This is a genomic window from Hyphomicrobium sp. 1Nfss2.1, assembly GCF_965243865.1.
GTDB lineage: Bacteria > Pseudomonadota > Alphaproteobacteria > Rhizobiales > Hyphomicrobiaceae > Hyphomicrobium_A.
The window spans coordinates 995,731-1,022,246 of record NZ_OZ251603.1; the positions used below are offsets into that span (position 1 = coordinate 995,731).

Annotated in this window: 25 protein-coding genes, 1 tRNA gene and 1 pseudogene; 11 read left to right on the plus strand and 16 right to left on the minus strand. The window is 62.3% G+C overall.

Annotation, left to right across the window (positions count from 1 at the left end; translation table 11 throughout):
- The first annotated feature begins 144 nt into the window (after window positions 1–144).
- Window positions 145–1,287 (plus strand): DUF2778 domain-containing protein, encoded by a 1,143-nt coding sequence (locus tag ACP15D_RS05045; protein ID WP_424956459.1) that lies wholly within the window; start codon window positions 145–147, stop codon window positions 1,285–1,287.
- Between the two features lie 49 nt (window positions 1,288–1,336).
- Here ACP15D_RS05045 and ACP15D_RS05050 read toward each other — a convergent pair whose 3' ends face one another.
- Both ACP15D_RS05050 and ACP15D_RS05055 read right to left on the minus strand, forming a co-directional pair.
- On the minus strand, window positions 1,337–1,855 hold the full coding sequence (locus ACP15D_RS05050; RefSeq protein WP_424956460.1) for a hypothetical protein: 519 nt from the start codon (window positions 1,853–1,855) through the stop codon (window positions 1,337–1,339).
- 152 nt (window positions 1,856–2,007) lie between these two features.
- Window positions 2,008–2,262, minus strand: a complete 255-nt coding sequence (locus ACP15D_RS05055; protein WP_424956461.1) for a hypothetical protein — start codon at window positions 2,260–2,262, stop codon at window positions 2,008–2,010.
- 171 nt (window positions 2,263–2,433) lie between these two features.
- Between ACP15D_RS05055 and ACP15D_RS05060 the strand changes: the two genes are divergently transcribed.
- From ACP15D_RS05060 to ACP15D_RS05080, 5 genes are all read left to right on the plus strand, one after another.
- Window positions 2,434–2,874, plus strand: coding sequence for a c-type cytochrome (locus tag ACP15D_RS05060; protein ID WP_424956462.1), 441 nt, complete (start codon window positions 2,434–2,436; stop codon window positions 2,872–2,874).
- 194 nt (window positions 2,875–3,068) lie between these two features.
- Window positions 3,069–3,746, plus strand: coding sequence for an outer membrane protein (locus ACP15D_RS05065; protein WP_424956463.1), 678 nt, complete (start codon window positions 3,069–3,071; stop codon window positions 3,744–3,746).
- A gap of 188 nt (window positions 3,747–3,934) precedes the next feature.
- Window positions 3,935–4,258, plus strand: coding sequence for a hypothetical protein (locus ACP15D_RS05070; protein ID WP_424956464.1), 324 nt, complete (start codon window positions 3,935–3,937; stop codon window positions 4,256–4,258).
- A 223-nt stretch (window positions 4,259–4,481) separates the two neighbouring features.
- Window positions 4,482–6,485, plus strand: a complete 2,004-nt coding sequence (locus tag ACP15D_RS05075) for a PQQ-dependent sugar dehydrogenase (protein ID WP_424956465.1) — start codon at window positions 4,482–4,484, stop codon at window positions 6,483–6,485.
- A complete protein-coding gene (locus ACP15D_RS05080) occupies window positions 6,430–6,618 on the plus strand; it encodes a hypothetical protein (protein WP_424956466.1) in 189 nt (62 codons plus the stop codon). Before ACP15D_RS05075 ends, ACP15D_RS05080 begins: the two co-directional genes overlap by 56 nt.
- A gap of 70 nt (window positions 6,619–6,688) precedes the next feature.
- Here ACP15D_RS05080 and ACP15D_RS05085 read toward each other — a convergent pair whose 3' ends face one another.
- Window positions 6,689–6,934 (minus strand): hypothetical protein, encoded by a 246-nt coding sequence (locus ACP15D_RS05085; protein WP_424956467.1) that lies wholly within the window; start codon window positions 6,932–6,934, stop codon window positions 6,689–6,691.
- 261 nt (window positions 6,935–7,195) lie between these two features.
- Between ACP15D_RS05085 and ACP15D_RS05090 the strand changes: the two genes are divergently transcribed.
- Together ACP15D_RS05090 and ACP15D_RS05095 are read left to right on the plus strand one after the other, a co-directional pair.
- Window positions 7,196–8,824, plus strand: a complete 1,629-nt coding sequence (locus ACP15D_RS05090) for a peptide chain release factor 3 (RefSeq protein ID WP_424956468.1) — start codon at window positions 7,196–7,198, stop codon at window positions 8,822–8,824.
- Between the two features lie 65 nt (window positions 8,825–8,889).
- The gene (locus tag ACP15D_RS05095; RefSeq protein WP_424956469.1) at window positions 8,890–9,285 is read left to right on the plus strand and encodes a hypothetical protein; all 396 of its coding nucleotides are present in this window, start codon (window positions 8,890–8,892) and stop codon (window positions 9,283–9,285) included.
- Between the two features lie 85 nt (window positions 9,286–9,370).
- Here ACP15D_RS05095 and ACP15D_RS05100 read toward each other — a convergent pair whose 3' ends face one another.
- The 7 genes from ACP15D_RS05100 to ACP15D_RS05130 all read right to left on the minus strand — a co-directional run bounded on the left by ACP15D_RS05100 (window position 9,371) and on the right by ACP15D_RS05130 (window position 16,147).
- The gene (locus ACP15D_RS05100) at window positions 9,371–10,525 is read right to left on the minus strand and encodes a sulfotransferase family 2 domain-containing protein (RefSeq protein WP_424956470.1); all 1,155 of its coding nucleotides are present in this window, start codon (window positions 10,523–10,525) and stop codon (window positions 9,371–9,373) included.
- Between the two features lie 265 nt (window positions 10,526–10,790).
- On the minus strand, window positions 10,791–11,183 hold the full coding sequence (locus tag ACP15D_RS05105; RefSeq protein WP_424956471.1) for a glycine cleavage system protein H: 393 nt from the start codon (window positions 11,181–11,183) through the stop codon (window positions 10,791–10,793).
- Window positions 11,173–12,576: a dihydrolipoyl dehydrogenase gene (gene lpdA, locus ACP15D_RS05110; protein WP_424956472.1), complete on the minus strand. Its 1,404-nt coding sequence runs from the start codon at window positions 12,574–12,576 to the stop codon at window positions 11,173–11,175. The genes ACP15D_RS05105 and lpdA overlap by 11 nt, the downstream gene beginning before the upstream one ends.
- Complete coding sequence (locus tag ACP15D_RS05115; RefSeq protein ID WP_424956473.1) at window positions 12,573–13,118, minus strand: OsmC family protein; 546 nt, start codon at window positions 13,116–13,118, stop codon at window positions 12,573–12,575. Before ACP15D_RS05115 ends, lpdA begins: the two co-directional genes overlap by 4 nt.
- 144 nt (window positions 13,119–13,262) lie before the next feature.
- Window positions 13,263–13,880 (minus strand): response regulator transcription factor, encoded by a 618-nt coding sequence (locus tag ACP15D_RS05120; protein ID WP_424956474.1) that lies wholly within the window; start codon window positions 13,878–13,880, stop codon window positions 13,263–13,265.
- Window positions 13,870–15,126, minus strand: a complete 1,257-nt coding sequence (locus ACP15D_RS05125; protein ID WP_424956475.1) for a sensor histidine kinase — start codon at window positions 15,124–15,126, stop codon at window positions 13,870–13,872. Before ACP15D_RS05125 ends, ACP15D_RS05120 begins: the two co-directional genes overlap by 11 nt.
- Window positions 15,127–15,361: 235 nt before the next feature.
- Window positions 15,362–16,147 (minus strand): methyltransferase domain-containing protein, encoded by a 786-nt coding sequence (locus ACP15D_RS05130; protein WP_424956476.1) that lies wholly within the window; start codon window positions 16,145–16,147, stop codon window positions 15,362–15,364.
- Between the two features lie 326 nt (window positions 16,148–16,473).
- On the opposite strand from ACP15D_RS05130, the gene ACP15D_RS05135 reads away from it, so the two are divergent.
- From ACP15D_RS05135 to ACP15D_RS05145, 3 genes and pseudogenes are all read left to right on the plus strand, one after another.
- Window positions 16,474–16,548, plus strand: a tRNA-Glu gene (locus ACP15D_RS05135).
- A 237-nt stretch (window positions 16,549–16,785) separates the two neighbouring features.
- A pseudogene (gene gntA, locus ACP15D_RS05140) lies at window positions 16,786–17,475 on the plus strand (guanitoxin biosynthesis heme-dependent pre-guanitoxin N-hydroxylase GntA).
- Window positions 17,468–18,049 (plus strand): DUF1989 domain-containing protein, encoded by a 582-nt coding sequence (locus ACP15D_RS05145; RefSeq protein WP_424956477.1) that lies wholly within the window; start codon window positions 17,468–17,470, stop codon window positions 18,047–18,049. The pseudogene gntA and the gene ACP15D_RS05145 overlap by 8 nt, the downstream one beginning before the upstream one ends.
- 41 nt (window positions 18,050–18,090) lie before the next feature.
- Here ACP15D_RS05145 and recJ read toward each other — a convergent pair whose 3' ends face one another.
- The 6 genes from recJ to ACP15D_RS05175 all read right to left on the minus strand — a co-directional run bounded on the left by recJ (window position 18,091) and on the right by ACP15D_RS05175 (window position 26,317).
- Entirely contained in the window at window positions 18,091–19,929 is a 1,839-nt protein-coding gene (gene recJ, locus ACP15D_RS05150) for a single-stranded-DNA-specific exonuclease RecJ (RefSeq protein WP_424956478.1), read from the minus strand.
- Between the two features lie 254 nt (window positions 19,930–20,183).
- Complete coding sequence (locus tag ACP15D_RS05155; protein WP_424956479.1) at window positions 20,184–20,699, minus strand: hypothetical protein; 516 nt, start codon at window positions 20,697–20,699, stop codon at window positions 20,184–20,186.
- Window positions 20,700–20,784: 85 nt separating this feature from the next.
- Window positions 20,785–21,756, minus strand: a complete 972-nt coding sequence (gene glpX, locus ACP15D_RS05160; RefSeq protein WP_424956480.1) for a class II fructose-bisphosphatase — start codon at window positions 21,754–21,756, stop codon at window positions 20,785–20,787.
- Between the two features lie 18 nt (window positions 21,757–21,774).
- Window positions 21,775–23,118 carry a homoserine dehydrogenase gene (locus ACP15D_RS05165; RefSeq protein ID WP_424956481.1) on the minus strand — a complete coding sequence of 448 codons (1,344 nt, stop codon included), beginning with the start codon at window positions 23,116–23,118 and terminating at the stop codon, window positions 21,775–21,777.
- 14 nt (window positions 23,119–23,132) lie between these two features.
- Entirely contained in the window at window positions 23,133–24,380 is a 1,248-nt protein-coding gene (locus tag ACP15D_RS05170) for an LL-diaminopimelate aminotransferase (RefSeq protein ID WP_424956482.1), read from the minus strand.
- 155 nt (window positions 24,381–24,535) lie between these two features.
- Window positions 24,536–26,317, minus strand: coding sequence for a DUF4153 domain-containing protein (locus ACP15D_RS05175; RefSeq protein ID WP_424956483.1), 1,782 nt, complete (start codon window positions 26,315–26,317; stop codon window positions 24,536–24,538).
- Window positions 26,318–26,516 lie beyond the last annotated feature (199 nt).

The following is a 26,516-nucleotide window of genomic DNA, read 5'->3' on the forward strand; positions in this document are numbered from 1 at the left end:
CCCTTTGGAGAAGGGGCCAGAGCCCCAAGGCCACCGCAGGCAGCCACTTGGGCCCAGCCCCGGCGCAATGAGCCTTTCTCTTGCCCCGACTCCTCGTTAGGACTGGCAACTGACGCAGGACAGCTTGAGGGAGCACCGGCACCTATGTTCGGCGCAGCCCATAAATCGGGACTGGCGGGGGTGCTATGCGCCCTGACGATGCTTCTGTGCCTGGCTACTCCCGCCGACGCTCTGGAGAAAAAGGGCACGACTGCCGCGGAAGCTGCCGCAGAACTCGCCGACATCTTCAGCCAGGTTGGTGATCAAATCTATGAGGAGTGCATCTTCGAGCTGTCGCCCGAACAGGTCGAAGTCCAGCACGCACTGATTCAGGCTTACGTCGACCAGGGTGCCACTAGCTCACTCGCCCGCCAGCTCGCGGTAAAGCAGATTCAGCCGCCGAAGCTGTCTGATAAATGCGAGGCGATCCGCAGCCAGCCCGCACCAGAGCCGCTCCCTTGGGATACGACGCTACAGGTGGAGAAGAAACCCAAGCTCAAGGCGCCGCCGAAAATCGCAAAAGAGCCCCCGCTGCCCGATCCGCCCTCGATCGCCGTCCAGCGCGCCGCGATCGCCGACAAACGCATGCTGCCGCGGTGGGACTGCGGCCCTAACGTCGATTACGTCACCATCACGCTCAACGGCTTCAAGCGAAAGCTGACCGGCGGAGAGATCTGCAATCCATACAAGGATATCGTGCGCGACGTACCGTCCGAAACGCCGCCGTTCCGGCTCGGCTACGTCATCGCCACTGGACGCCTGTTCGTCGTGTCCGATGATGCACGCTACAACGGCCGCACCATCGCTTGGGCAATCTCGGGTCGCGACGTTTGCCGCAACAATCCAGATCCCGATTGCCTCGCCGCCCGCGCTATTGGTTCTCTTCCTCCCGGCGAATACTCGTTCTCCGGGGACAAAAAAAATCGCGTCACCTGGGGACCGAAGACCAAACGCAACGTCGCCGGCATCTGGCTTCGCAAGCTCTGGAACAAGGAGCGCTTCACCCCGCAGCAGCGCGCCGCCATCCTCGCGCGCGGCAACATTGCTATCCATCTGCGTTTGAAAGGCGAGATGTCGGAAGCCTGCATCGGCCTCGAACCGAAAGGCTGGGCCTACGTCGCCGGGCTGATCAAGGAGGGCCGCGCCACCGGCGTCAACGCCTACCTCGAAGAGCCCTACCCCCAGGTTGCCGAAGCGCCGCCACTCGTCGAGGGATCATCGTTCTCCCTCACATCGCTCTTCAAATAGACCGCTCAGCGCGCGCAGGCCGCCACGCGCGCCAGCAGTTGCTGTGTCCTTATTCGCAAGGAACGGTCAACGTCATGCCGACCGAAGGAAAGAACTTCTTGCAGTCCGTCGGCTTCGCCTCTGCTTGCTTGTCGGCAGCCTGAGCAACGTTGCGCTTTGCATCCACCGCTGCAACCGTGATCGACGAACTCTCGCTCTCGGCGGCTTTGGTTTCTACCTTCCGTTCGCGCGGGCCAACTGACGCCGTCTCGACAGCCTCGGCGCGCTTCTCCTTGTTAGCCTTGGCAACGCGCACCGGCTCGTCTCTGTCGGCCTTCGCAATGCGGTTCGGCTTTTCGGCTTTGGCAGACTTCACACGTTTGCGCGCCGGCTCGTCCTTATCGCAGCTCTTAGTCCCGACCGAGCGCGAAACATAAGCGCGCGACTGTCGGTAGGAAGCAGCGGGCCGCTCCGTCGTGTGCTGGCGCACCACCTCGGGAACATACTCGCACGATATGCAGGCGTAGGCGCTCTGGCTGGCAAAAAGGCCGGCAATCATGGTTGCGGCGGCGAAGCTGGTGCGGATCACGGCGCTCACTCCAAGTTGGCTGTCGAATTCTGGAGTGATGATGCCTCGTTACCCGCCCCCGCGCTGTTCCACCTGGAACAGAGCGATTTGCTTCAACTTGGAGAGAGATCGGGGGGGCGGGGTTCGGACGCTTCTCCGAACCCCGACTGCAATCAGTCGACGGTGATAGCGAAAACCTTGAAATCCTTGTCGACGCGGAAGTCGTAGTTGCCCGACTTGCACTTGACGTCCTCGGCTTCGTAGACGCCTGTCCCTTCGGTCTCTTTCTCGAAGGTACCGCCTTCACAACCCCAAGCGGCAACGATCTCCTTGAGCTTCGCCGCCTCATCGTCGGTCACTTTCGCATCGGCCAGAGCAGTCCCGCCCAAAAGCCCCAAGACCGCGATCGTCGAAAGTAAAACCCGCATGAATGACCTCCTATCCTGCAACGGCCGAAGCGCCGTCCTTAGTCCATAGTGGAGCACCCAACCTGACGCGATACTGACACCCTGATGCAAATCAATGTCACCTTTCAATTTCCATTAGAGTATCGGTGCTTAGACTCCATCCGCACCGCAAAAGCGTCTCAGGCCCCTCTGATGTTCAAAGTCGCTGCTCGCCCGCTCTTCTCCGCAGCCGCAATCATCTTGCTCAGCGCCGCTCCCTTCATTGCCGCACAAGCGGCCGAGAATACCGATGCCGAGGCTGCTAGCCTCGCTCTCGGCGAAGCCTTGTTCAAGGAACGGTGCGCCAGCTGCCATGGCGCGGATGCCACCGGCAACGGACCCGCCGCCGATGCACTGAAAGTTCCGCCCGCGAACCTCACCGAGATATCGAAGCGATCGGGCGGCAAGTTCCCCGCCGCGCACATTGTCGAGGTCATCACCTACGGCGGAAACATCAAGGCCCACGGCAGCGGCCCGATGCCCGTTTGGGGCCTCGTCTTCAGCCAGGAAGGCGGTCGCGGAAAGATCGGCGCTGCACGCTCGCGCCAAGCCATCATCGGCCTGAAACGCTACCTGGAATCCATCCAGAAATAGGCCGCGAGCCCCATCCAAGCGCACGCGCCAATACCTGCCCGCACAAAAGTTATTCATCTGCTGTGAAAAAACCGGCCCCCCGTGTGCACAACCGTGCCCGCGCAACAATCACCCCGCACCCGGCCGTGTTAGCCCTCGCTCGTCGCGTATCCCGCGTAGAAGGGAACCAATAATCGAGCGAGGGAGTACGTAGCTTGAAACAGATCTATCTCGCGGTCGTAGCAATCGTTGCTGCAATCGCCACTATGTCGTCAGCGCAGGCACAGGAAGCGCCATGGCGGGGGTTCTATGCGGGCCTCAACGGGGGCTACGCGTGGAACAGTGCCAACGGCAAGTTCAACAACGCGACCGATTTATCGAACTTGACGCTGAACGGCGCCATCGTCGGCGGCCAGATCGGCTATAACTGGCAGGCCAACCAGTTCCTGTTCGGCCTCGAATTCGACGCATCAACGCGTGCAGGCGGTGAAGACACCGTCACGGCAAATGCCGGCACGGTGAATGCAGCCAGCATCAGCGCCGACATGAATTACCTATCGAGCGTCCGCGCACGTCTCGGCTGGGCGATCAATAACTGGCTGCTCTACGGCACTGTCGGCTGGGGCTTCGGCGAGTTCACCTTCAAGGAGGACATGCCTCAGGTGCCTTTCAGCGGCAAAGTGCGCTTCAATGACAACGGCGTCGTATTCGGCGGCGGTGTCGAGTGGATGGTGGCCTATGGCGTGTCGCTGCGCGCGGAATATCTGCGCTACGATCTCACGGCCGGCTCGACCATTTCCGCCGACTTTCCGACCTCCTCTTCCGACGCGCGTATCGGCTTCGATAACGTCGACGTTGCGAGAGCCGCACTCAATATCAAGCTGAGCAACTAATTCCGCCAGCAACGATGTGCGATTGTGGCGGAAGCATTCGGGGATGCTTCCGCCGCACGCTCTGCATCTGAACGCCGCTTTGAAATCAATCGGCTCTCAGTTGCCACGAATTCGATCGACTGGAACAAAGCTCCGGCAATCCACCGGCGTTACTTCGTTGGCTGCGCATAGCTCAAGGAGTGCCGCCAATGAGAAAACTCATCGCCTGCTGCGTTGCTGCCGGCATGGCAGCCGCATTGACACCTGCCTTCGCTGACACGTCCGCAGACGACCGGATGCTGAAGGCGCCGGAAAAAAGGATGGGTGACGAAGGCAAGCTGCCCGCCACAGAGAAAATGGGCAATCAGGTGCGGGACATGACGGGGCCGCGCACCGCGGCATCCCCCGGCGCCGACCACACGGGGCCCTCCGGACCCAAAGGCCCGCCTAAGCGCATGGGTGACGAAGGCGCACTGCCTGCTACCGGAAAAATGGGCACCAAGGTTCCGCAGATGAATTCTAACCAGGACTAGATAATCCTCCAAACCTTCGACGATGCCGCTGGACTTCGGCCCAGCGGCATTTTCGTGCGCGCAACAGTCACGCCACGCGACCACCGCGTCCGCCGCGCGTGCCTCTCACATCCCCATCACGCTCCCCATATAGACTTATCGACGGCTCAGCGTTTCTCCCTTCAGCAAGGATTTCGTCATGGCGCTCCCACCACAACTCCCCCGACGAACAGCTGCCACTATCTTGGCCTTCGGCCTATTGCAGGCTGCGACGTTGCCGCTCACCGCTGAAGAGATAGCCTGCCCGAAGTCGGACACCGGTATCTCGCTTCCGAAGGGGTTCTGCGCCACGATCCTCGCCGACAAGATCGGCCACGCCCGGCAGATGGCGGTCGCCCCTAACGGCACCGTCTACGCCAACACATGGAGCGGCACCTATTACAACAATGACACCCCGCACGAAGGCGGCTTCCTCGTTGCCATGAAGGACATGGACGGCGATGGCCGCGCCGACAAGATCGAGCGCTTCGGCCCGACATTCGCCGCGGGCGCACACGGCGGCACCGGAATCTACATCTACAAGGACGGTCTCTATGCCGAGGCGGGCGACAAGATCGTTCGCTATCAGCTGAACGACGACGAAATCGCGCCGACATCAAAACCTGAAACAGTCGTCTCCGGCCTGCCGGTCACCGGCGACCATCCGATGCACCCCTTCATCATCGACAAGGACGGCAACCTCTTCGTCTCAATGGGCTCGGCCACCAACTCGTGCGAGGTGAAGAACCGCATGCCCGGCTCCAAGGGCCACGAGCCGTGTACCAAACTTGAAACCCGCGCCGGCATCTGGCGCTACGACGCCAACAAGCGCGATCAGGCGTTCTCGCCGAGGGAACGCTACGCATCCGGCATCCGCAATGGAGAGGGCTTCGACTTCGACGAGGCTGGCCGGCTCTACGTCACTCAACACGGCCGCGATCAGCTGCACGAGAACTGGCCACGCCTCTACACTGCCGAGCAAGGTTTCAACTTGCCCGCCGAGGAGGTGATGATCCTCAAGGACGGCGCCTGGTACGGCTGGCCGAAGTGCTACTACGATCAAGAGCAGGAAAAACTCGTACTGGCGCCCGAATACGGCGGCGATGGCGGCAAAAAGGTCGGCGACTGCGACAAGGCTGTCCCACCAATTGCCGCGTTCCCAGCACACTGGGCCCCCAACGACCTCAAGATCTACAAGAGCGAGGACTTCCCCGAAGGCTATCGTGGCGGCGCATTCATCGCCTTCCACGGCTCATGGAACCGCGCACCCAGTCCGCAGCAGGGCTACAACATCGTGTTCCAGCCGCTGAAAGACGGCAAGAAATCCGGCGATTGGATCGTCTTCGCCGATGGCTTCGCCGGTAAGCACAAGGACCCCAGCCGGGCAGTGCATCGCCCCTCTGGCCTCGCCGTCGGCCCCTATGGCGCGCTCTACGTCAGCGACGACGTCGGCGGCCGCGTCTGGCGCATCGTCTATGAAGGCGACCCCGACGCGAAGGGCATCGAAGCGGCACCTTCGCCCGAGAGCCACGCCGCAGCATCACCAGACGCGCTGCCACCCGAAGGCATTCACCCTGACGCTGGCAACCCGCCGAAGCTGACACCGCCCCCCGGCGCCAGTGAGGCCGACGTCGAACTCGGCGCCAAGATCTTCGCCGGCGAAGTTGCGGGCGCCACTTGCGCCGGATGTCACGGCGCTGGCGGCATCGGCACCCCAGTCGGCCCGAACCTCACCACCGGCAAATGGCTCTGGGGCGACGGCAGCCTCAAGGACATCACCTACACCATCGAGAACGGCGTCCCCGAGCCCAAGCAGCACCCAGGCGCCATGCCGCCGATGGGCGGCGCCGAGTTGTCGAAATCACAGGTCGCTGCGGTCGCCGCGTCTGGGCTCTCGGCCACGAGGGAAAACAGGCGGCACAGTAGGGGGTGCGGGCACCCGGCGAGGCGCCCGCCACGGCTGCCTAAAGTTCCAAGCCTCTTGCCAGATTGCCCGCTTGTCCCAGGCCCGCCCGGGCAAGCATTGTGCGGCTCCACGTCGAACCCTGGAGCTCGCCATGCTGAAGCTACCCGCCCTCTTTGCCGTTTGCGCTGTGCTCCTAGCCGGGCCGACGCTCGCCGCCGACTACAAATGCGCGAACAAGGCAAACGGCGTGAAGCTCAACGATTTCGACATCGCCATCAAGAACCGCTCCGAGGCGATCTCTGAGATGAAGGACGAGATCAAGCAGGCCGGCGGCTCGACTGAGGAGCACAAGAAGGCGATAGAAATCCTGGAGGAAAAGCTCACCAAGGCGAAAGCCGACCGCGAAGCCCTCCTCGTGGAGTGCAACGCCAACTGAACCCCCTAGGTACGGGAAACGCACGAGCTATGCGCGGGACCGCGCGACCACACCCGCGAATCGGCGATGCCTAGTCCGGCCGGAAGGCCGACATCTCGACGACATTGCTCTCCGGCCCGTTGACCTCTGAAAAGTGCGTCACCTTGTTGCTGTCGCAGACATAAACCCACTTGTAGTCGAATAGCTCACCATCGCGGATGTGCCCGAACACGGCGCCCTTCGCTCCCCGCCAAAATAGTGTAGCCGGGTTCTTCTCGGAATTGACCTTCTCCCAGTTCGGCTCGATGTACTCGTTTATCTGCTTCCAGTGGATCAAGGGAAATCTCTCCTGAGTGGGACGTGGTACCGCTCTTATGGGCTGATCCCTGTGAAAAGCGAAGCAAATCCGCTCTCCACCCGGCCCTGCGCGCGGCGCCTTCACCCTTGGCAGCTGGTTGCTGCATAGCCAGCGATCTCGCCCCCTCAACGCCCCCAAAGGGCCGGGAATCGACGACGCCGGGGAACGGTGCTAACAGCAGCGCTCGCACCCAGGGATGCCAACGCCCGCGTGCCCGCAACCCTTGAGCCCGCAACGAGAATGACCGACGACATCGCGATCACAGATGCCGCGCCCGCGCAGGGCGGCGCGCCGGGGAAGCTCGCCACCGAGATCAATCGGCGGCGCACCTTCGCGATCATCTCGCACCCTGACGCCGGTAAGACGACGCTCACCGAGAAGCTGCTGCTGTTCGGCGGCGCGATCCAGCTCGCCGGCCAAGTGAAGGCGAAGAAGGACGGCCGCAACACGCGTTCTGACTGGATGGCCATCGAGAAGTCGCGCGGCATCTCGGTTGTCACCTCGGTGATGACGTTCGAATACGGCGGCGCCGTCTTCAACCTGCTCGACACGCCCGGCCACGAAGATTTCTCCGACCACACCTATCGCACGCTCACCGCCGTCGACAGCGCCATCATGGTCATCGACGCCGCCAAGGGCATCGAGGCGCGCACGCGCAAATTGTTCGAGGTCTGCCGCCTCCGCGACATCCCCATCATCACCTTCATCAACAAGCTCGACCGTGAATCGCGCGAGCCACTGGAGCTGCTCGATGAGATCGAGAAGGTGCTCGCGCTCGACACCGCGCCCATGGTCTGGCCGATCGGTATGGGCCGCACCTTCCGCGGCACCTACGACTTGCAGAAGCCGCGCATCCGCCGCGTCGACGAGGCGCCCGAAGGCACGCCCGTTTCCGGCCCCGACGACCCCATCTTCGAGACGCTGCTCGACGAGACCGACCTCGCCAAGTGGCGCGAGGACATCGAGCTTGTGCACGATTTGTGTGGCAGCTTCGACCTCAAGGCCTTCCGCGAAGGCACGCTTTCGCCTGTCTACTTCGGCAGCGCGCTGCGCAACTTCGGCGTCCGCGACATCCTCGATGCACTCATCGCCTATGCGCCCCCGCCACTGAGCCGCAAGGCCGCCACGCGCACCATCGAGGCGACCGAGCCGGCCATGACCGGCATCATCTTCAAGATCCAAGCGAACATGGACCCCAACCACCGCGACCGTATGGCGTTCATGCGGCTGTGCTCAGGGCGCCTGACGCGCGGCATGAAGGTGAAGCACGTGCGCACCGACAAGACGATGGCGCTCAGCGCCCCGCAGTTCTTCTTCGCGCAGGACCGCTCGCTCGCCGAGGAAGCCTTCGCCGGAGACGTCGTCGGCATCCCCAATCGCGGCACGTTGCGCATCGGCGATGCGCTGACCGAAGGCGAGGACGTCACCTTCCTCGGCATTCCCTCGTTCGCGCCGGAAATCCTGCGCCGCATCCGCCTGGGTGACGCGATCAAAGCTAAGAAGCTAAAGGACGCGCTCAAAGAGATGGCTGAGGAGGGCGTGGTGCAGCTGTTCTCGCCCATCGATGGCATGCAGCCGATCGTCGGCGTCATCGGCGCGCTCCAGCTCGACGTTCTCGGTGATCGCCTGACGCACGAATACGGATTATCGACCGGCTTCGAGGCGGCCCCCTGCGAAGTGATGCGCTGGATCGAGGCCGCCGATAAGGCCAAGCTCGATAAGTTCATCGAGGGCAACCGCTCGGCGATCGCCATCGATTCCGACGGTGACTACGTCTACATGGCGCCGTCCGTGTTCAGCCTGAACTGGGTTGCCGAGCGCAATCCCGACATCACCTTCAAGGACGTTAAGGCGGTCACGCAGGACTGAACCTCAGCGTAATAGTCCCTCAACGGCGGGCGAATATACTGGCCGACATGCCAGGATCCATAGGCTTGCTATCAGTCGCAACGCGCGTAATCGCTGTCGCAGGTGCCCTGTTCGGTGCCTTCATGGTCCTGCGCCAGGGCGATAAATCATCCATAGCGCTCGTCATTATCGGCGTCTGGTTCGCCAGCCTCGCCGCGGCGCCATTTGTTCTCCCTTGGCGGCTTGCGCCAACCCTCTCCGATCACACGCTTGCAGGCAGCGTCTTGCTGGCCGCAACAATCGCGGCAGCATCATTTTCCGTAGCAGTCTATTGGAATACATTCATCGACAACGCCAATCCCGACGCGCAGGACGGGCTCGTTTTTCTCTTCGTGCCGATCTACCAGCTTATCGGCCTTGGGCTCGCCTATTGGCTTGCTGCGACACTTGCGACCCGCTCCGGGCTGCAACGCCGCCGCTGAAGGTAATGAGCCATCGGGTCGAGCAAATTGCGAGCCTCTAGGGTGGGAGGCTGGTCAGCTGAGACCTCAAGCGCGTAATTCCCGCTTATGGCGTCGAGCGTCGTGATCGGTACCTCGATCGGGCCAGCTGCAAGATCCACCCTGCTCGCAACGGTAAGAATCTCATCCGTACTCGCGCCCCTTCCTGCGCTTGCCGAGCCGAATGGTGCGCCCCCAAAGCAGCGTGCTTTACCAGCCGCGCCAGCGCGGAGGATGCTCCCAGTCTGATCGGCCGTCTCAGTATCGCAGTGAAAGCGTAATCCTTCGCCCCGGCACGCGAAGCCTGCACTGCCTCTCGGCCAGCAGGCTTCTTCGACATCACGGCCGACGCCTTTCCATTCTCACCCGAAAGCAAAGCGGAGGAGCGTGCCACAGTGAGCGCGATTGACCGCGCACAAACGGTTGCGAGGTCGAGTTCCGGTGCTGCCCGCTTTCCGATCTCGAGCCACAGCCTATTGTCGATCCGCGAGCGCCAGTGCAACGCGTCCACCGCGGCCGCACTCATATATTCGGCAAGCACGCCCCGATGCTGCTCCGGCACCGGAGAGGTGACTTTCTCGCGTAGCGGCACCACTCTTTTGCCCACCCAGGCGCCGAGCTTATCCCAGATTTTTGGGTCTTCCACGAGGCCGACAAACTCAAAGCGCTGCAGCCGCTCCAGACACAGCGCCAGTATGCGGTCATCGTCTGCTTCATCGAAGAATTCATCGGTTGGAACGTCAGGCCAAAGCAGCATTCTCGCGAACACATTATCCGTCTGACACGATACCTTCGGCTCATCGAGGAAATCTAGAAGAGGTGCGTGCGCCGAACTGAGCCTGCGCTCCCAATCGTTCCGATCCTCTGACCTTGCGGCCCCCGACCGCCAGAAAATCCAGTGCGAAAGAAGACGCGAGAACGGCTCGCGCATGATCGTCATACGCCGTGCCGACGGCATCCTCGCGTCAATCGTCGACAGGGAAAAATGACCCGCGAGAAAATCGGTCCTCGAAGGGATTTCGTCGGGCTTCAGGTAGATGTAGCGCATCGACGATGGCGACAACTCGTGGAAATCGTTGAAACCACCGAACAGCGCGCGGTCGAACCCGCCCACACAGTGGCGCGGTCTCAATGACTTGATCAGACCCCGCGTGAAGCTCGTTCCCGCGGTCTTGGGCACATGCATGTAAGCCAACGGGAGACGGGACTGAGAAGACAGCATGGCGTCAGACACTTCCTCTTGTATGCTTGCCGCAGAGGAAAGCGCGCTAAATGGCCACCGACATTAAGCCGGTTCCGCCTTCCCGGTGATCCAAGCAAACTTGAGCTTAGCCATCGAGGACCGTCTGTCTTGCACGGCCGAACACTTGTTCAACATCGCCAACATCTTTTGCGCGCTTCGCCGTAGCCCGCCCGCGTTCGACCTCCGATTACTCGCGCCTCGCTACCCATGACGGCCACAACACAACTTCACGTCGCCCCAGGACCTACAAGCCGACATGGCTCCGGTATGCGTCTCCGCTCAGAAGCTCCGCCAGCTGCCCCGCATCACGCAGCCTAATCCGCGCCAGCCAGCCGGCGCCGTAACAGTCGTCATTCACGAGACCAGCCGCGCCCCTGAGCCCAGCGTTCACCTCCAACACCTCGCCGGTCACGGGCGCGATGAGATCGGATACGACCTTGAAAGACTCAACCGAGCCAAATACGGCGCCTACTATCAGGGCTTCTCCCACACTCGGCAGCTCAACGAACATCACCGTCCCCAGCTGCTTTTGCGCGAAGTCGGAGATGCCGATGTCCACCTCATCGGCTTGCGCACAAGCACGCACCCACAGGTGATCCCGGTGGTAGAAGAGCTCATCAGGCACATTAGAGGACATGGGCTTCTCTCCGCGCAGCATTGAGAGGCTTGTGCGTTGCTTGCCCAAGCGCATCCTCGACGGCTTCCAAGATGCCTTCCGACATGGTCGGATGCGCGTGCACCGTATTGAACAACTCCCCCGCCATGCCCCTGCGCTGGACGACGAGGGCACCCTCGTGCACCATTTCTCCTGCGTGCGGCCCAACGATGTGTAGCCCCACCAGTTCGCCGCTGTTCCGGTCGACGACCACCTTTGCAAATCCTGAAATCTCGCCGATGGCGTGCGCGCGCCCGAGGCCACGCAAGTCAAATTTGCCAATGGAAACGGAGATACCGTCAGCTATCGCTTCCTCTTCCGTGCGTCCAACCCATGCGATCTCCGGGCTGGTGAACACTGCGACCGGAATCGCCCTATCGCTGATCCGCTCGAACGGGCGGTCGAGCATGTGGTCAATGGCGAGCTTGGCCTGCGCCGAGGCAGCGTGGGCCAGACCCGATCGGCCGTTCACGTCCCCGGCCGCATAGATGCCGTCAACATTGGTCCGCAGCACATCATCCACCACGATCTCGCCCATCCCATTCGTCAGCACACCGGTATTCTCCAGCCCCAGACCGGCGGTATTCGGTTTGCGCCCGATTGCAACGAGCGCACGCTCTGCCGAGCAAACGATCTGCCCGCCAGCCAGAGCGCTCACGCCACTGGCGGTATGAGCGAGCGATTGAATGCGGCAGTTGAGCTCCACGCGAATGTCGCGTTTCCGCATCTCCCGCTGCATGACCGCAGACACCTCGCGATCCGCCCACGACATCAGCCGCGCGCCGCTCGCCAGCAACGTTACCTTGACGCCAAGGCTATCCAGGATGAACGCGAACTCGCAGGCAATGACCCCCGAGCCCACGATCATCAGCGACGTCGGCAGAGTTTCCCAGCCCAGCAGATCATCCGACGTGCCGATCACCTCATGGTCGACATTGAATTGCTGCTCGCTGAGCGGCACCGAACCCGTACAGATCAGCACGCGGTCCGGCCGCAGCACCTCATCGCCAACCCGGATCGTCTTCTCGTCGACAAACGAACCATAGCCGCGCAGGCAGGTCACGCGGCGATCCTGCATGAGCCTCTCAATTCCTTGGCCAAGCATGGCAATGATCGACGCCGCGCGCCGACTCATCGCCGTCCAATCCCCCAAGACCTGGCCTTCCACCCGCAGGCCGAATGTGTCCGCCCTCTTCACCTTTTCGAGGAGCCCGCAGCTTTCCACCAAGGCTTTGGTGGGGATGCATCCCTGATTGAGGCATGTCCCGCCGAGCGGTTTGGGATCGACAAGTGTCACGCGTGCGCCATGCGCAGCTGCGTGAGAAGCGGCGACGTACCCCGCAGGGCCGCCGCCGAGAATGACAATCTCACTCATACAGAGGCGCTTGCCTCGGCCGCCATCTGCTGGCCGTTGATTGTCACACTCCCGGTGACTTCAACGGGCTCCTGCAGCGTGTTCAGCACCGGGCAGTGCCTTTCCACGATCTGCGCCAGCTTCTCCAGCTCCGCGCGCGCGGCTGAGCTGACCACCTCCGTCTCGAAGACAATCTTTTGGTACCCCGCCCGCACACCTTCCTGCATTCCAAACAAGCCACGCAGGTCGAGGTAGCCGCGCACGTTGCACTTTACGCTCTCGAGCGCGATGCCCATCACCGAAGCGTAAGCGCGATAGACAATCTCCTGACAGGTACCGAGGGCCACCAGTACGATCTCGACCGGGTTAGGTCCACGGTCGCTTCCACCTAGATCTGCCGGTTCGTCGATGCTGATTGGCGGGAATTCGCGCACCTTTCCGAGGCAATGCATCCCCTCGTCGAGTTGCGTCGAAGCGCGGAAGACTACCTTTGCTCCTGCGGGATTCTTCTCCAGATTTCCCATCGCAGCGAGAAGTGTATTCTTGATATGCTCTTGAGACATTCGTTCCCTCCGAATTATTGAATTCGTTATGGGAAACGCTATGCGGCTAGCCTGCCAGCATACAAGGCGAGACAATTGCTGTTTGTCCTAGGGTATTTCCCCAGGAACAGTGACGCTCCGTAACTCCTTACCCGAGGTCTCGACCTAACACGGCTTAGGAACAACGAGCACGCTGAGCTTCTGCACCAGATCGACGACGGAGCGCGCCGCCATCTTCGACATCACGTTGGCGCGGTGCACCTCTACGGTCTTAGGGCTCAGCGACAATTCATGCGCAATCTGCTTGTTGGATAAGCCTGAGTAGATCAGCCACGCCACCTCCCGTTCACGGCACGTCAATTTATTGAAACGGCCATCAACCTCCGAGCGCGCCTCCTCCGCTCGATACATGCCGCGCGCGCGAGCCAGTGCCTCCTCTGTGCGTTCGAGCAGCAGCTGGTCGTTGTATGGCTTCTGAAGAAAATCCACCGCGCCGAGCCGCATTGCCGACACTGCCATGGGAATATCCCCATGCCCTGTCACCACGATGCTGGCTAGCGGCAACTGGCGTCTTTGGAGTTCGTACTGAAGCTGCATCCCGCTCATGCCCGGCATGCGCACATCGAGAATGACGCATCCAAGGCTATCGTCGTACTTATCCAGAAATTCGTTCGCCGAACCATAGCCGCGCACGTGGTACCCAACCGACGTCAGCAGATACTCAAGCGACTCCCGCGCTGCCTCGTCGTCGTCTACGACGAAAACCCACTCGTTAATTTGCATGCGATCCTCCCATTCCCGTCGGCAGCTCCATTATGAATGTGTGCCCCGGCTCCGGCGCATTCGTCCGCACGAGCAACTGGCCGCCGTGCGCTTCCACGATCGATTTCGAGATCGGCAAGCCCATGCCCATCCCCGACGGCTTCGTCGTAAAGAACGCCTCGAACATTCTCTCGCCATCGACTGAAGCGGCGACGGGCCCGTGATCCCTGAAATGAAGACGGATCTTTCCGGCCTCTGCCTTCTCAGCGCTGATCGCAACGGTCCGCTCACCTGCACCGTCGGCGCCTTCGATCGCCTCTATGGCGTTACGCACGATATTCAAGATGACCTGTTCGATCTGGATCGCCTCTCCGGTGATTGGTGGAACCTCAATCAGACCCTTCGTGCAGATCTTCACGTCTCGCGCCTGCGCTTCCGGCCCAATGATCCGCAGCACATCGAGCACCAGTGCCCGCACATCGATCGACTTGTACGTCGGATCGTCTCGCGCCAGAAAACGCCGGATGCTGGCAATGATCTCGCCGGCCCGCTCCGCCTGACCGCAGACGCGCTCCATCGCGACTTTTATCTCCGCCTTTGGCGCACCAGCCTCCAGGCGGATCAAACAACCGCGCGAATAATTCGCGATCGCTGCAAGCGGCTGATTCAACTGATGCGCCAGAGCCGTGGCCATCTGGCCCATCGAGCTGAGACGCGAGGCAACGGACAGCTCCCGATAGTGCAGGCGCATCTCATCTTCATAGCGTTTGAGATCGCTGATATCTCGGGTGATACCCAGCAGCGCCGTGACTAAGCCGTCCCGATCCTTGAGCGGCGCCGCGTGTGTCTCCAGCCAGCGCTCGCGGCCTTTGAATGATTTGATCTTGAACGCCAGCTTCACGCGCTCACCATCAAACACGCGGCGCGTCATCTCTTCATATGAATCACGGAATTCCGGCGATACCACCCGATAGACGGACGTGCCGACCATATCCTCCGGCTCGTCGGCATCGACCAGATACAGCCCGGCAGGATTCATCTCAGAGATGATGCCATCAGCGGACTGCACCTTCACGCATTCGGGCTCGGTCGCAATGATCTGCCGTAGACGCTGCTCGCTCTCCGCGAGCCGCATCTCGACGCTAAGTCGGTCGGCGATCTCGCTGTCCAATGCGCTTCTCAGGCGCTTCATACAGACGAGCATCAATACCGCGCTTGCCATCATGCCAAGCAGCGCAGCAACAACGATTGGCAGCAACTCACTCACCGGGATTTGGCTTTTTTCTTGTGCGCGAATGAGAACTCAACTGCGCGCTTGCAATCGCGCGCAGCGCATAATCGTAGCGCGCGTCAAGAAACGCACCATCCCTAAACGGTGCTTCACTTATTCAAAAATGCAGGCCCCATAGCTCATTCATTCAGCAGCGCTATAATTCTCCGGCCTTCGAGCCGCGTCGCTCAGCGCAAAAAACCGGGCAGCGGGACAGCTGCCTCTCTGGCGCCTACCGCCGCTGCAAGAGCGCATTCACTATGGGCACATAGATCTGGCGAGCAAAGTGCTCTCTTGCGGACCCTGGCGGGGCCACCTGCCGACGAACCTCGCGCACGAACGGAACCACAACGGCTGCCACCCTGGACCGCTCCGTCAACGATCTGCGTGGCGCCACGGGTTCTACCGCAGGCAAAAGATTCCAAGCCGGCGGTTGAATCTTTTCAACGACAAGCTCGATTTCATAACAGCCACCCGAATGCCTCTCTGGCGGGATGGCGTAATTGTAGCCAAGGTCGTTATCTTCTATGTGGCGCACTCTGTACGTGTTCGGCGCGAGCGCCTGCTCTATCTCGCGGAGCAGCGAGGCCGGAGTGTAGAATCGCTTGTGGTCGCCGTTCCAGTTCGACGGCAATTCTTCTTTCTTCTCGTACAGAAATTTGTGCGGCACCGTGATGACGAGATATCCACCAACCCGCAACACGCGGAACCAGTCCCGCAGCGCACCTTCGAAATCATCGATGTGTTCAAGACAGTGGCTCGCATAGACCGCGTCCTGGCTCCCTTCGGGAAACGGCAACCGCTTGCCGTCATAGCCCGGATAGTCGAGGTCGACGCCGGTCGCTTGCGGCGTGATCGGCAGCACATCCTGGAGATATCCCTTATATCCGATGTCGAGGACATTCGGCCCTGAGAGGTACTTCTCGACGAAGCCATTCTTCAGCTTAAGACCGAACGTTTTCCGCGACTCCTCCCCAACGAGGCGAAACGGATCGATTCCTAGCGCGCAATCGGTCATGGCTAGCTGCTCCACCATTAAAACCTAAGGTTGTGTAGCAGCAAACGGCCGCAGCGCTAAGGGGCGCATCGCACATGTGCACATCGACGATGTTGATCCCTACGCGCGCGGCGGCGAACATGGCCGCAGCGAGAAGGAGCACCCTGGCACCAAAAAGCCCGAATGCCCCTTTCGCCGGATCACCACCGGGTCACGCCCCCTTCCTGCACCAGAGCGCTGATTTCCCGGCCAAATAGCCGCTACGAAGGAAGCTGTTTGCACCCCCCGCTGAGACAGGCGGCCTCGCTTGCGTCGGCGAAGAAACGCCACTATACGAACCCCCTGCCGGTCCCTTCGTCTATCGGTTAGGACGCGAGATTTTCAATCTTGAAAGACGGGTTCGACTCCCGTAGGGACCGCCAGCAATTTCAATCGCTTATCACTGCTTCCAAAATCCGCTGCCCCCTGCGAGCCGGCGCGAATTCGCGCGATCTTTGCGCTGCAACAACTGCAAGAAGCGCCCTTTCAAGTCACCCCCAACGGAGGGGCTGAACGTCAACCCTTCGAAGGCAGCGCCACTTTGTTAACGCTTCGATCCTGGAACCCGCCCGCGGGCTGCTCCGTTCTTCGACCACCGACGAGCAGAGCAAAAGCAGGAAATGCAGCCACACTCCGACATTATCGCCACAACAAGTGCCGACAGAGACCAGATCGCCGAGGAGCTGAAGACGTTCGTAGCGGCGCCGGATTTTCCCTGCGTGGGCGCTAAGGCTGCACTGCGGCGCGACCAGCTCGAAATCCTCGTTGCCTCGGACATTCGGCGCAATGCCTACGATCGCCTCGTGACCGGGCGCCTGCAGGAATTCGCTATCCGCCACGACGTCGATCAGACCATGTTCTTCAGTCAGGCCATCGTCTATCGCAACGATGCCGATCTCACCGAAGGCCAGTTCGAAACGTTCCTTTGGCAACGGCTCAGCGCCTTCCACGCCATTGATGCCGAAACCTACCGCTGGGACCCGAGTGTCGACTCAGACCCGCACTCTCCGCACTTCAGTCTGAGCATTGGCGGCAAGGGGTTCTTCGTGGTCGGACTGCACCCGAATGCTGCGCGGCTCGCCCGCCGGTTCAAGTAGCCGACGCTGATATTTAATCTCCACGCCCAGTTCGAGCGACTGCGCGAGGAAGGCCGCTACGAAAAGATCCGGGAAACGACCATTTCGCGCGACGTCGCCCTGCAGGGCACCCCGAACCCAATGCTTGCGCGCCATGGCTCCGGGCCGGTAGCGGCACAATTCAGCGGCCGCCGTGTGGGCAAGGCCTGGAAGTGCCCGTTCCGTCATGCGTAACCGAATTGCGCCGCGCAGCGGCACCGCATTCGAGCTGCGCAAAGGGCAACGCCTGCGCGTCACCGATCCGCAGGGAGAACAGGTGAGCGATATGCTCGCGTTCTCGATGGCAGACGTGCGCGAGAACCTCTCGTCGGGCCGCAGCCTCGATTATGCGTCGAAGCTCTTCCTCTCCACCGGGGATGTCCTCTATTCCAATCGCAGCCGTCCCATGCTCGAGATCGTGGAAGACACAGTTGGCCGACACGACTTTCTGCTGACGCCGTGTTCCGCCGACACGTTTCGCATCATCTACGGAGACGACAGCCCACACCACGGCTGCCAGGGCAACTTCGAACGTGCACTCGCGCCCTACGGCATCACTGCCGACGACATTCCGGTCGCGTTCAACATCTTCATGAACGTTGCCATCGACGGGGAGAGCGGCGCGATCGCTGTGAAGCCACCCCGCAGCAGGGCCGGCGATCACATAGCATTTGTCGCCCTGATGGATCTCGTCGTCGCTTTGACCGCGTGCTCGGCGCCTCAGAGCAACAACGGCTCATTCAAACCGATCGACTGGGAAATTCTCTAGGCGGAACGACCACGATTGCGCGAGCGCAGGAGCCGCGCGTTTCAGCCCTGGCGCCGCGGATCGGCGGCGTCGTCAATATGCACCTCGATGCGCTCCCGGCCATTGAACGATGACCGCTTCACCGTGCCGGCAACGTGCAGAGGCAATCCCCCGCTGCCCAGCAGCAAGTCGCCCAGCGGGCTGCCCGCCGCACGGAACGCGATGGCCTCCAGCCGTGCCCCGTCCGCCGATTGCAGCACGCAGCGCACATGCGCCTCGCCCACCACCTTGGCAAACTTCACGTGCGTCGCCGGAAATGCGAACCGCGGCGTAGGATTGCCCTGGCCGTAAGGTCCCACGCGCCCGATGAGATCCAGCAACTCTTCGCTCACGCCGGACGCCGTCAGCGATCCGTCGATTTCAAGCGCGTGCCGCTCCCTCGCCTGCCCGAGACTGTCCTTCAGCTCGTCATGCAGGAAGGCTTCCAGCTCCGCCAGCTTCTCGCGCGCCACCGTCAGGCCGGCAGCCATCGCATGCCCTCCGCCCTTCACCAGATGCCCCGCAGCGACAGCCGCACGTACCGCTCCGCCGATGTCGGCCCCGGTCACGGACCGCAGCGATCCTGTGCCTTCCCCGCCCGTCTCTTCGTTCCACGCGATCACGCACGACGGCAGCCGGAACCGCTCCGTCAATCTGCTGGCAACGAGACCAACGACGCCCTTGTGCCAAGTGTGCGAACCGAGCAGCAGCAGCGCCATGTCGGGACGCTCAGCCAGTCTGATCTCCGCTTCAGCCAGCGCCTCGTCGAGCATCTGCTTTTCCAGCGCGCGCCGCTCTTTGTTGAGCCGGTCGAGCAGCGCAGCGATACGCGCCGCCTCCACCTCGTCCTCGCCGGCGAGTAGACGCGAGCCCAGCGCCGCGTCGCCGATGCGCCCGCCGGCATTGATGCGCGGGCCCAGGATGAAACCGAGATGATAGGGCGTCGGCGGTTCGTTGAGCCCAGCCGCATCGCCCAGCGCCTTGAGGCCTTTGTTGCGTCGCCAGCGCATCACCTGCAGGCCTTGCGTCACGTAGGCGCGATTGAGCCCCACCAGCGGCACGACGTCGGCAACGGTCGCCAGCGCCACGAGATCGAGCTCCGCCATGAGGTCGGGCTCCGCGACATCGCTCGCATAGAACCCGCGCCGGCGCAGCTCACGGGTCGTCGCCACCAGCACTAGGAAGCACACGCCAGCCGCGCAAAGATGCCCGAGCCCCGATACATCGTCCTGCCGGTTTGGATTGACCACCGCACGCGCCGGCGGCAGCACTTCGTCGGCCTGATGGTGATCGATCACGACCACGTCGCAACCGAGTTCCTTCGCCCGCTGCAATGGCGCGCTGCTCGTCGTGCCGCAATCGACCGTGACGATGAGCTGCGCGCCTTCTTTCACCAGCCCTTCGATGGCGGCAACGTTCGGCCCATAGCCTTCGAACAGGCGGTCGGGAATATAGATGCGCGCATTGATGCCGTGGTGAACCAGGAAGCGCGACATCAGCGCCGCCGATGAAGCACCGTCGACGTCATAGTCGCCGAACACGGCAACATGCTGGCGCTTCTCGATCGCATCAGCGAGCCGGGCAGCGGCGACATCCATGTCGCGCACGCTGCTGGGATCCGGCATCAGCGCCTTCAGCGTCGGATTGAGCACGATGGGCACATCGTCGACGGCGATTCCGCGCGCCGCCAGCACTCGGCCGAGAAGGTCGGGTAGTCCGTGCCGTTGGCTGATCGCAGCAGCGCGAAGGTGTCCGTCACCTGAGAGCCGCTCTCGCCACTGCAGCCCCCGCGCCGATGCTACGATACCCAGGAACGGAACGGCATCTGTGGTCTCGTCCCGCCGCTTGCGCGCCGCAACCATGCGCTCCCCCGGATTGATTCGCCTTCCCCCGAGTTCACCACCCCCGCGATGAGTTGGCGATACGCGCGAGCCCGCTTATCCACAGGCACTGGCCCTGGCTTGTCCGCCGCTAGCGCACGGGCGCAACAGGCCTGATGCCATGCCCTAACCGTCCGCGCAGCGGACAAGGCGCCAAGGGCGCCCGGCGCGAGCGCCGGCTATCAGCGGTGCACGACGGCGACGCACACCAAGCTTCTCTCAGCTGGTGTCACAAACTAACTTCTATAGTGCTTCCACATCCGCAGCAGCGTCCGATGCATGTCCTCGGGCTCCCCGGTGAACGGCTCGAGATTGATCCCGATCACGTTCGAGCGCGCCATCGCCCATGGCAATCGCATCAGCGAGCGCCAGAACGGCTGCTTGCGCCAGTCGGCGACGAGCGCACTCGAAAGCCGCGTCTTGAGGCCGATCTGCAGCTCATGGATGGTGCTGGCGCGCACCGCCATCTCGGTCAGCTCGATGCTGCCGATCGCGCTCCAGCGAACAAGCCCGAGGCCCTGAATGAAGATGCCATACTGGTTGGCGCCGATGACGGGGCGCTTTTCGAGCAGCGGCACGTTGTAATACGTCACGCCCGCCGCGGCGACGCCCAGCACCAGCCACAACGTGCTTCCGGTCGCCAGGGCGGCAGCCAGGAAGGCCGCCGACAGGAACGCCACGGCATAGACGGGTGCCTGGATTTCCTCACGGCCATAGGTGACGGAGAACCCGCCGACGTTACGTTCGTCCACGCTCGTTCCCCTTGGAAGTGCGCCCACGAATGGGGCTCATTGTCGGGGAACACCGCTGCCGGTTCAAGGCTGGCGATGCGACCGGCTATTCGCCGATGCGGCACTTCGTTTGAATGCGCCGAACCGTGCCAGTCTTGGAGCGCATCACGACAGAATCGACCTCGGCGAAATCGCCACGGAAGCGCACGCCGTCGAGCAGCGACCCATCTGTCACTCCGGCAGCCGAGAAGATCACGTCACCCGACGCCATGTCCTCAAGCCTGAACTTGCGATTGATATCGGCAATGCCCATCGTCGCAGCCCGCGCACGCTCTTCCTCGTTCGCAGGCATCAGGCGACCCTGGATCTGCCCGCCGATGCAACGTAGGGCCGCAGCCGCGAGCACACCCTCCGGCGCGCCACCCGAGCCGAGATAGATGTCGACGCCCGTTTCTTCGGGATCGGTCGTCCAGATGACACCGGCAATGTCGCCATCGGGGATCAGCTGCACCCCGGCGCCAACCGCACGCACCGCGGCGATCAGTTCGGCATGCCGGGGACGATCGAGGATGCATGCGGTGATCTCCGACACCGGCACGCCCTTGGCCTTGGCCAACGCGGTGATGTTGTCACCGGCAGGCGCATCGAGATCGACGAGGTCCGGCGCATATCCCGGGCCAATGGCGATCTTGTTCATGTACATGTCGGGCGCGTGCAGCAGGCCGCCCCGCTCCGACATCGCCAGCACCGCTAGCGCATTCGGCATCGCTTTGGCACAAATCGTCGTGCCCTCCAGCGGATCGACGGCGATGTCGACCTCAGGTCCTTCGCCAGAGCCGACTTTCTCGCCGATGTACAACATCGGCGCTTCGTCCATCTCGCCTTCGCCGATCACCACGGTGCCGCGGATCGCCAGATTGGCCAGCTCGCGCCGCATAGCGTCGACCGCAGCCTTATCGGCCGCCTTTTCAGCGCCGCGCCCGCGCAGCCGCGCAGCTGCAATAGCCGCGGCCTCTGTAACGCGCGTCACCTCGAGCACGAGCGTGCGGCTGAGACCTGAATCACTGTCGCCTGCCATGGCCCCATCCCTCTCCAACTAGCTCACTTCGCCTTCGCCGAGTTTCTCGATACGGATCACCTGCGGCCGTTCAGACACCTGACCGTCCTGCGTGATGGCGTCCACCGCTTGGCGGATCGCCTCCTCGGTCGTCTCGTGCGTGATGATGACTACGAGAGCCGGCGCGCCAGGCTTCTGCCGCGCTGCCACGCCCGGCACCGCCGAGCGCGGGCGCCGCTGCACGATACTCTCGATCGATATTTCGCGATCGCCCATGCGTTTGGCGATCGCCGCCATCGCGCCCGGCCGGTCGAACACCGACATGCGAACGTAATACGCACCGTGGTGTGCACCCAGCTTCGATTTCACGTAGGGCTTCAGCCCGTCCGTTGGCGTTACCAGCGGCGGCATCACCACGCCTCGAGCGATATCCAGAATATCGGCAGCAACGGAAGACGCAGTAGGGCGACCACCCGCTCCAGGACCGATCAGCAAGAGGTTGCCGCAGAAGTCGGCATCGATAGCCACTGCGTTGGTCGCACCCCAAACCTCGGCAATCGCCGACTCCTCGGGGACCATGGCGGGATGCACGCGCGCCTCGATTCCGGATTCAGTGCGCGCAGCAACACCAAGCAGCTTGATGCAGAAGCCCATGTCGTTGGCCGCATCGATATCGGCCTCGGTAATCGACTGGATACCTTCCACGTCGATCTGCTCGAAATTGATCTCGGTCCCGAAGGCAAGGCTAGCGAGGATGGCGAGCTTGTGCGCCGTATCGAACCCGCCGATGTCGAACGTCGGATCGGCTTCCGCATAGCCGAGTTCCTGCGCTTCTTTCAGCGCATCGGCGAACGAGCGATCCTCGTCTGTCATCGACGAGAGGATGTAGTTGCAGGTCCCATTGAGGATGCCGTAGACGCGCTGCACCTCGTTGGCGACCAGCGACTCCCGCAGCGCCTTGATGACGGGGATGCCTCCCGCCACGGCAGCCTCGAAGTTGAGCGCAACGCCCTTCTGCTCGGCGAGCTTGGCGAGCTTGACGCCGTGCTTCGCCAGCAAGGCCTTATTGGCCGTGACGACGTGCTTGCCCGCGCCGAGAGCAGCCTCCACCGCCTCCTTGGCGATGCCGTCGGAGCCCCCGATCAGCTCGACGAACACGTCGACGCCTTCAGCCTTTGCGAGGGCGACGGGATCGTCGAACCATTTCAAGCCGCTCGTATCGATGCCGCGGCTCTTGTCGCGCGAACGCGCCGAGACACCGACCACCTCGACAGGGCGGCCTACGCGTTCCGCGAAACGTCCCCCATGCTGGTTAAGCAAATCAAGGAGGCCCGCGCCGACGGTGCCAAGGCCGGCAATGCCCAGGGTCAGAGGTTTTTGCATTGGTACGCGAGGAGTTAGCCGCTGGCTTTCTGCTGAATCGGGATCACGTTATGCATCGTTTCCGGAGCCTGGGCGAGGAACTTTTTGATGTTCCTGGCGGCCTGCCGGATACGGTGCTCGTTCTCCACCAGGGCGATACGGATGAAGCCCTCGCCGTATTCGCCGAAGCCGACGCCCGGGGACACCGCAACGCTTGCCTTCTCGATCAGCAATTTGGCGAATTCCACCGACCCGATCTCCTTGAACGGTTCGGGGACAGGCGCCCAGGCGAACATGGTTGCGGGCGGGGGCGGCACCGGGAATCCCGAACGGCCAAACGACTCCACCAGGCAGTCACGCCGCGCCTTGTACGTCGCGCGGATTTCATCGACACAGTCCTGTGGTCCGTTGAGCGCCGCCGCAGCCGCCACCTGGATCGGCGTGAACGCGCCGTAGTCGAGATACGACTTCACCCGCGCCAGCGCCGCGATCAGCCGTTCATTGCCGACCGCGAAGCCCATGCGCCAGCCAGGCATGTTGTAGGTCTTCGACAGCGAGGTGAATTCCACCGCGACGTCCATCGCACCCGGCACCTGCAGGATCGACGGCGGCGGATTGTCGTCGAAGTAGATTTCCGCATAGGCGATATCGGACAGCAGGATGAGATCGAGCTTCTTCGCCAGCGCGACGGCATCCTTATAGAATTCGAGATCCGCCACCATCGCCGTCGGGTTCGACGGATATGACAGCACCAGCGCCAGCGGCTTGGGGATCGAGTGCCGACACGCGTGCTCGACGAGCCGCAGGAATTCGGCACCCGTCGACGCCGGCAAATGCCGGATTGCAGCGCCCGAGAGCAGGAAGCCGAACTCGTGGATCGGGTAGGTCGGGTTCGGCACCAAGATCACGTCGCCCGGCGCCGTGATCGCCTGCGCCATGTTGGCAAAACCCTCCTTGGAGCCCAGGGTCGCCACGATCTGGGTCTCTGGGTCGAGCTTCACGCCGAAGCGGCGCTCGTAGTAGGCGGCCTGAGCCCGCCGTAATCCGGGAATGCCCTTCGACGCCGAATAGCGATGCGTGCGCGGCTTGGACACCGTCTCGACCAGCTTGTCGACGATGTGCTGCGGGGTCGGCAGGTCGGGGTTGCCCATCCCAAGGTCGATGATGTCGGCACCGCGGGCACGTGCCGCTGCCTTCAACCGGTTCACCTCGGCGAAGACGTAAGGGGGCAAGCGCTTGATGCGGTGGAAGTCCTCGTGCACGGGACGCCTCTTTCTCGGCATATGAATGGACCCGGCTGCAGAACGACACGGGAACGCGCTTCACCGCGGCCGGAACCCCGTGTTTACGCCTCGCTATACCCCCCGTCCAGCCCGCCAGAAGCCTAACGCGCACTCCGTCGCGGCAAAATCGAAGCACAAGCGGTGCGCAGACGAGCTCACTGGCATTTGTCCTTCCTCGTGGGAACGATGGTGAGCCGCTCGCCGCCGACGATAACATCCGGCCAAGGATGCGGCTCCAACGCAACCTCTCCCGCTGCAATAGCGGCCTGAGCGCTCTTGCAGAATGCGCGGCCTTGCGCGCTACCCGTCACTTCCCAACGCCCCTCTGCGTTCGGCTCGACAATTCGAGCGCTCCAACCGTCGAAAAACAGCACCGCCTCTCGCTGCCCATCGCTGGACGCCACGAAAATGGCGCGGCATCTTCTATTTGCATTATCCCGCGCGCAGGCAGGGGCTGCCTTCGAAAAGGCTCCGGCATCGGCGCTGAAGAAGCTGTCCGGCAACGTCCGCCCGGCCGGAGACACCTCGACCATTTCCGGGGTGAGCTTGAAGCCGGTGAGGTCGCGAGCATGTCTACCCACGGCAGCTGGCCCCTTGAGCGCACGGAGCGCGCGTTCGTTCACGTTTTCAGCGTCCGCGATGTCCTTTGTCTGGCTCAGTTCCTCCAGCGCGGTCCGCCCCCAACGCGCGCCATCCCTGAGCAGCGTGCTATAGTCGAACGCTGCAGCATCAACCTTGCCGGACTTCAGGCGCGCAAGCTGATCGGCCACCATAAGGCGGCCCGGATCAGCGAGCGGTGAGAACAGCGCCAGGATCGTTGCCAGCACGGCATACGCGGTGACGACGTTTGCCGTCTCGAAGCTTCTCTGCCATGCCGATCTGCGAGCCAGCGCAAGAGCGTACCCCGCAGCATAGCAGAACATGACGCCCGCAACGGCCGCCGCAAAAATGCGATCGGTCGTCCAACCGTATTGTCCGACGCGCAGACCGACCGCCCACGCAGCGAGGATCACGAGCGGCATCAACTCGATCGATGCGAGCCCGATGAATGCGAACTTCCATCGCGATTGCCGCGCATCCTGGAAGGCCGCGTTGATGAGGAAAACCAGGATCAGCGCCGACGACAGCAGCAGGCTCGCCGCAAACCGCGTGCCCCACAGCCTGTCGAGCGGCACGAACAGCAGCACAACTAGAAACGCCAGCACGATCGATGCCAACAGCGGCAACAACCACGCGAACAGCGTGAGAATGATCTGGCGGATGCCGCGAATAACGGAAGGCTGCATATCGGTGAAGTGCAGCGCAGTCGCTGTCGCCAGCGATGAAGCCGGATACGCGAACAGTGGCTCCTTGATGAGGTCCAGCAGGAAATCCAGCTTGATGAGCTGGAACAGCTTCGCCCCAAGAATGAGCACCATCCAGAAAATGCCGGCGAACAAGATGGCGACGGACGTCTGCACGCCGATCTTCCATGCCGTGTCGAAATGGCGCTCGTAGCTCGAAACGAAGCGCCCCTCCGCAGTTGTATCAATGACGAGCACCTGAGAGATGAACGCGGCTAGGGAGATGGCGATCCACAGGCTCGTGTCAGGCCCCCAGAGGCCAAAAAGCCCCATGGAGCCGCCGAAGCGGCCTCTAGCCGCCTCGTGATAGCCGATGCCAGCCAGGACCACAGATGCCACGACCACCCAGATCACCAGCGGCCGTGCGCGCATCTGCCCGACGCCCAGATATACGATCCACGGCACCCACATGGCGATCAGGCGCAGCGGAACATAGATCTGCTGCTCGGCCAACGACCAAGTCTTCGGCCCGCCCGATTTGAAGAGGAAATAGAGCGCTAGGCCCTGAACGATCGCCGTACCGAGGCGCACGGCCAGGCGCCGCCTGTCCCGCGCCGCATCAGGTGCCGACGTTACCGTCGTGCCTTGACCCATCTGTGCCCATACTGTGTTGCTCTCAGTTACCGGAAGCACTGCACACCGATCGCCGAATTCGAAGTACCCGCTTGATGAGCCGCAGCGAACAATGCACGAGCCACTACGCTCTGTGGCATTTCGGCAGCACGCTCCCAGCCTGCCACGATCAGCTATCGGGAATTTTCGATCTCTTGTTCTGCCTGATGCTCATGCGTCG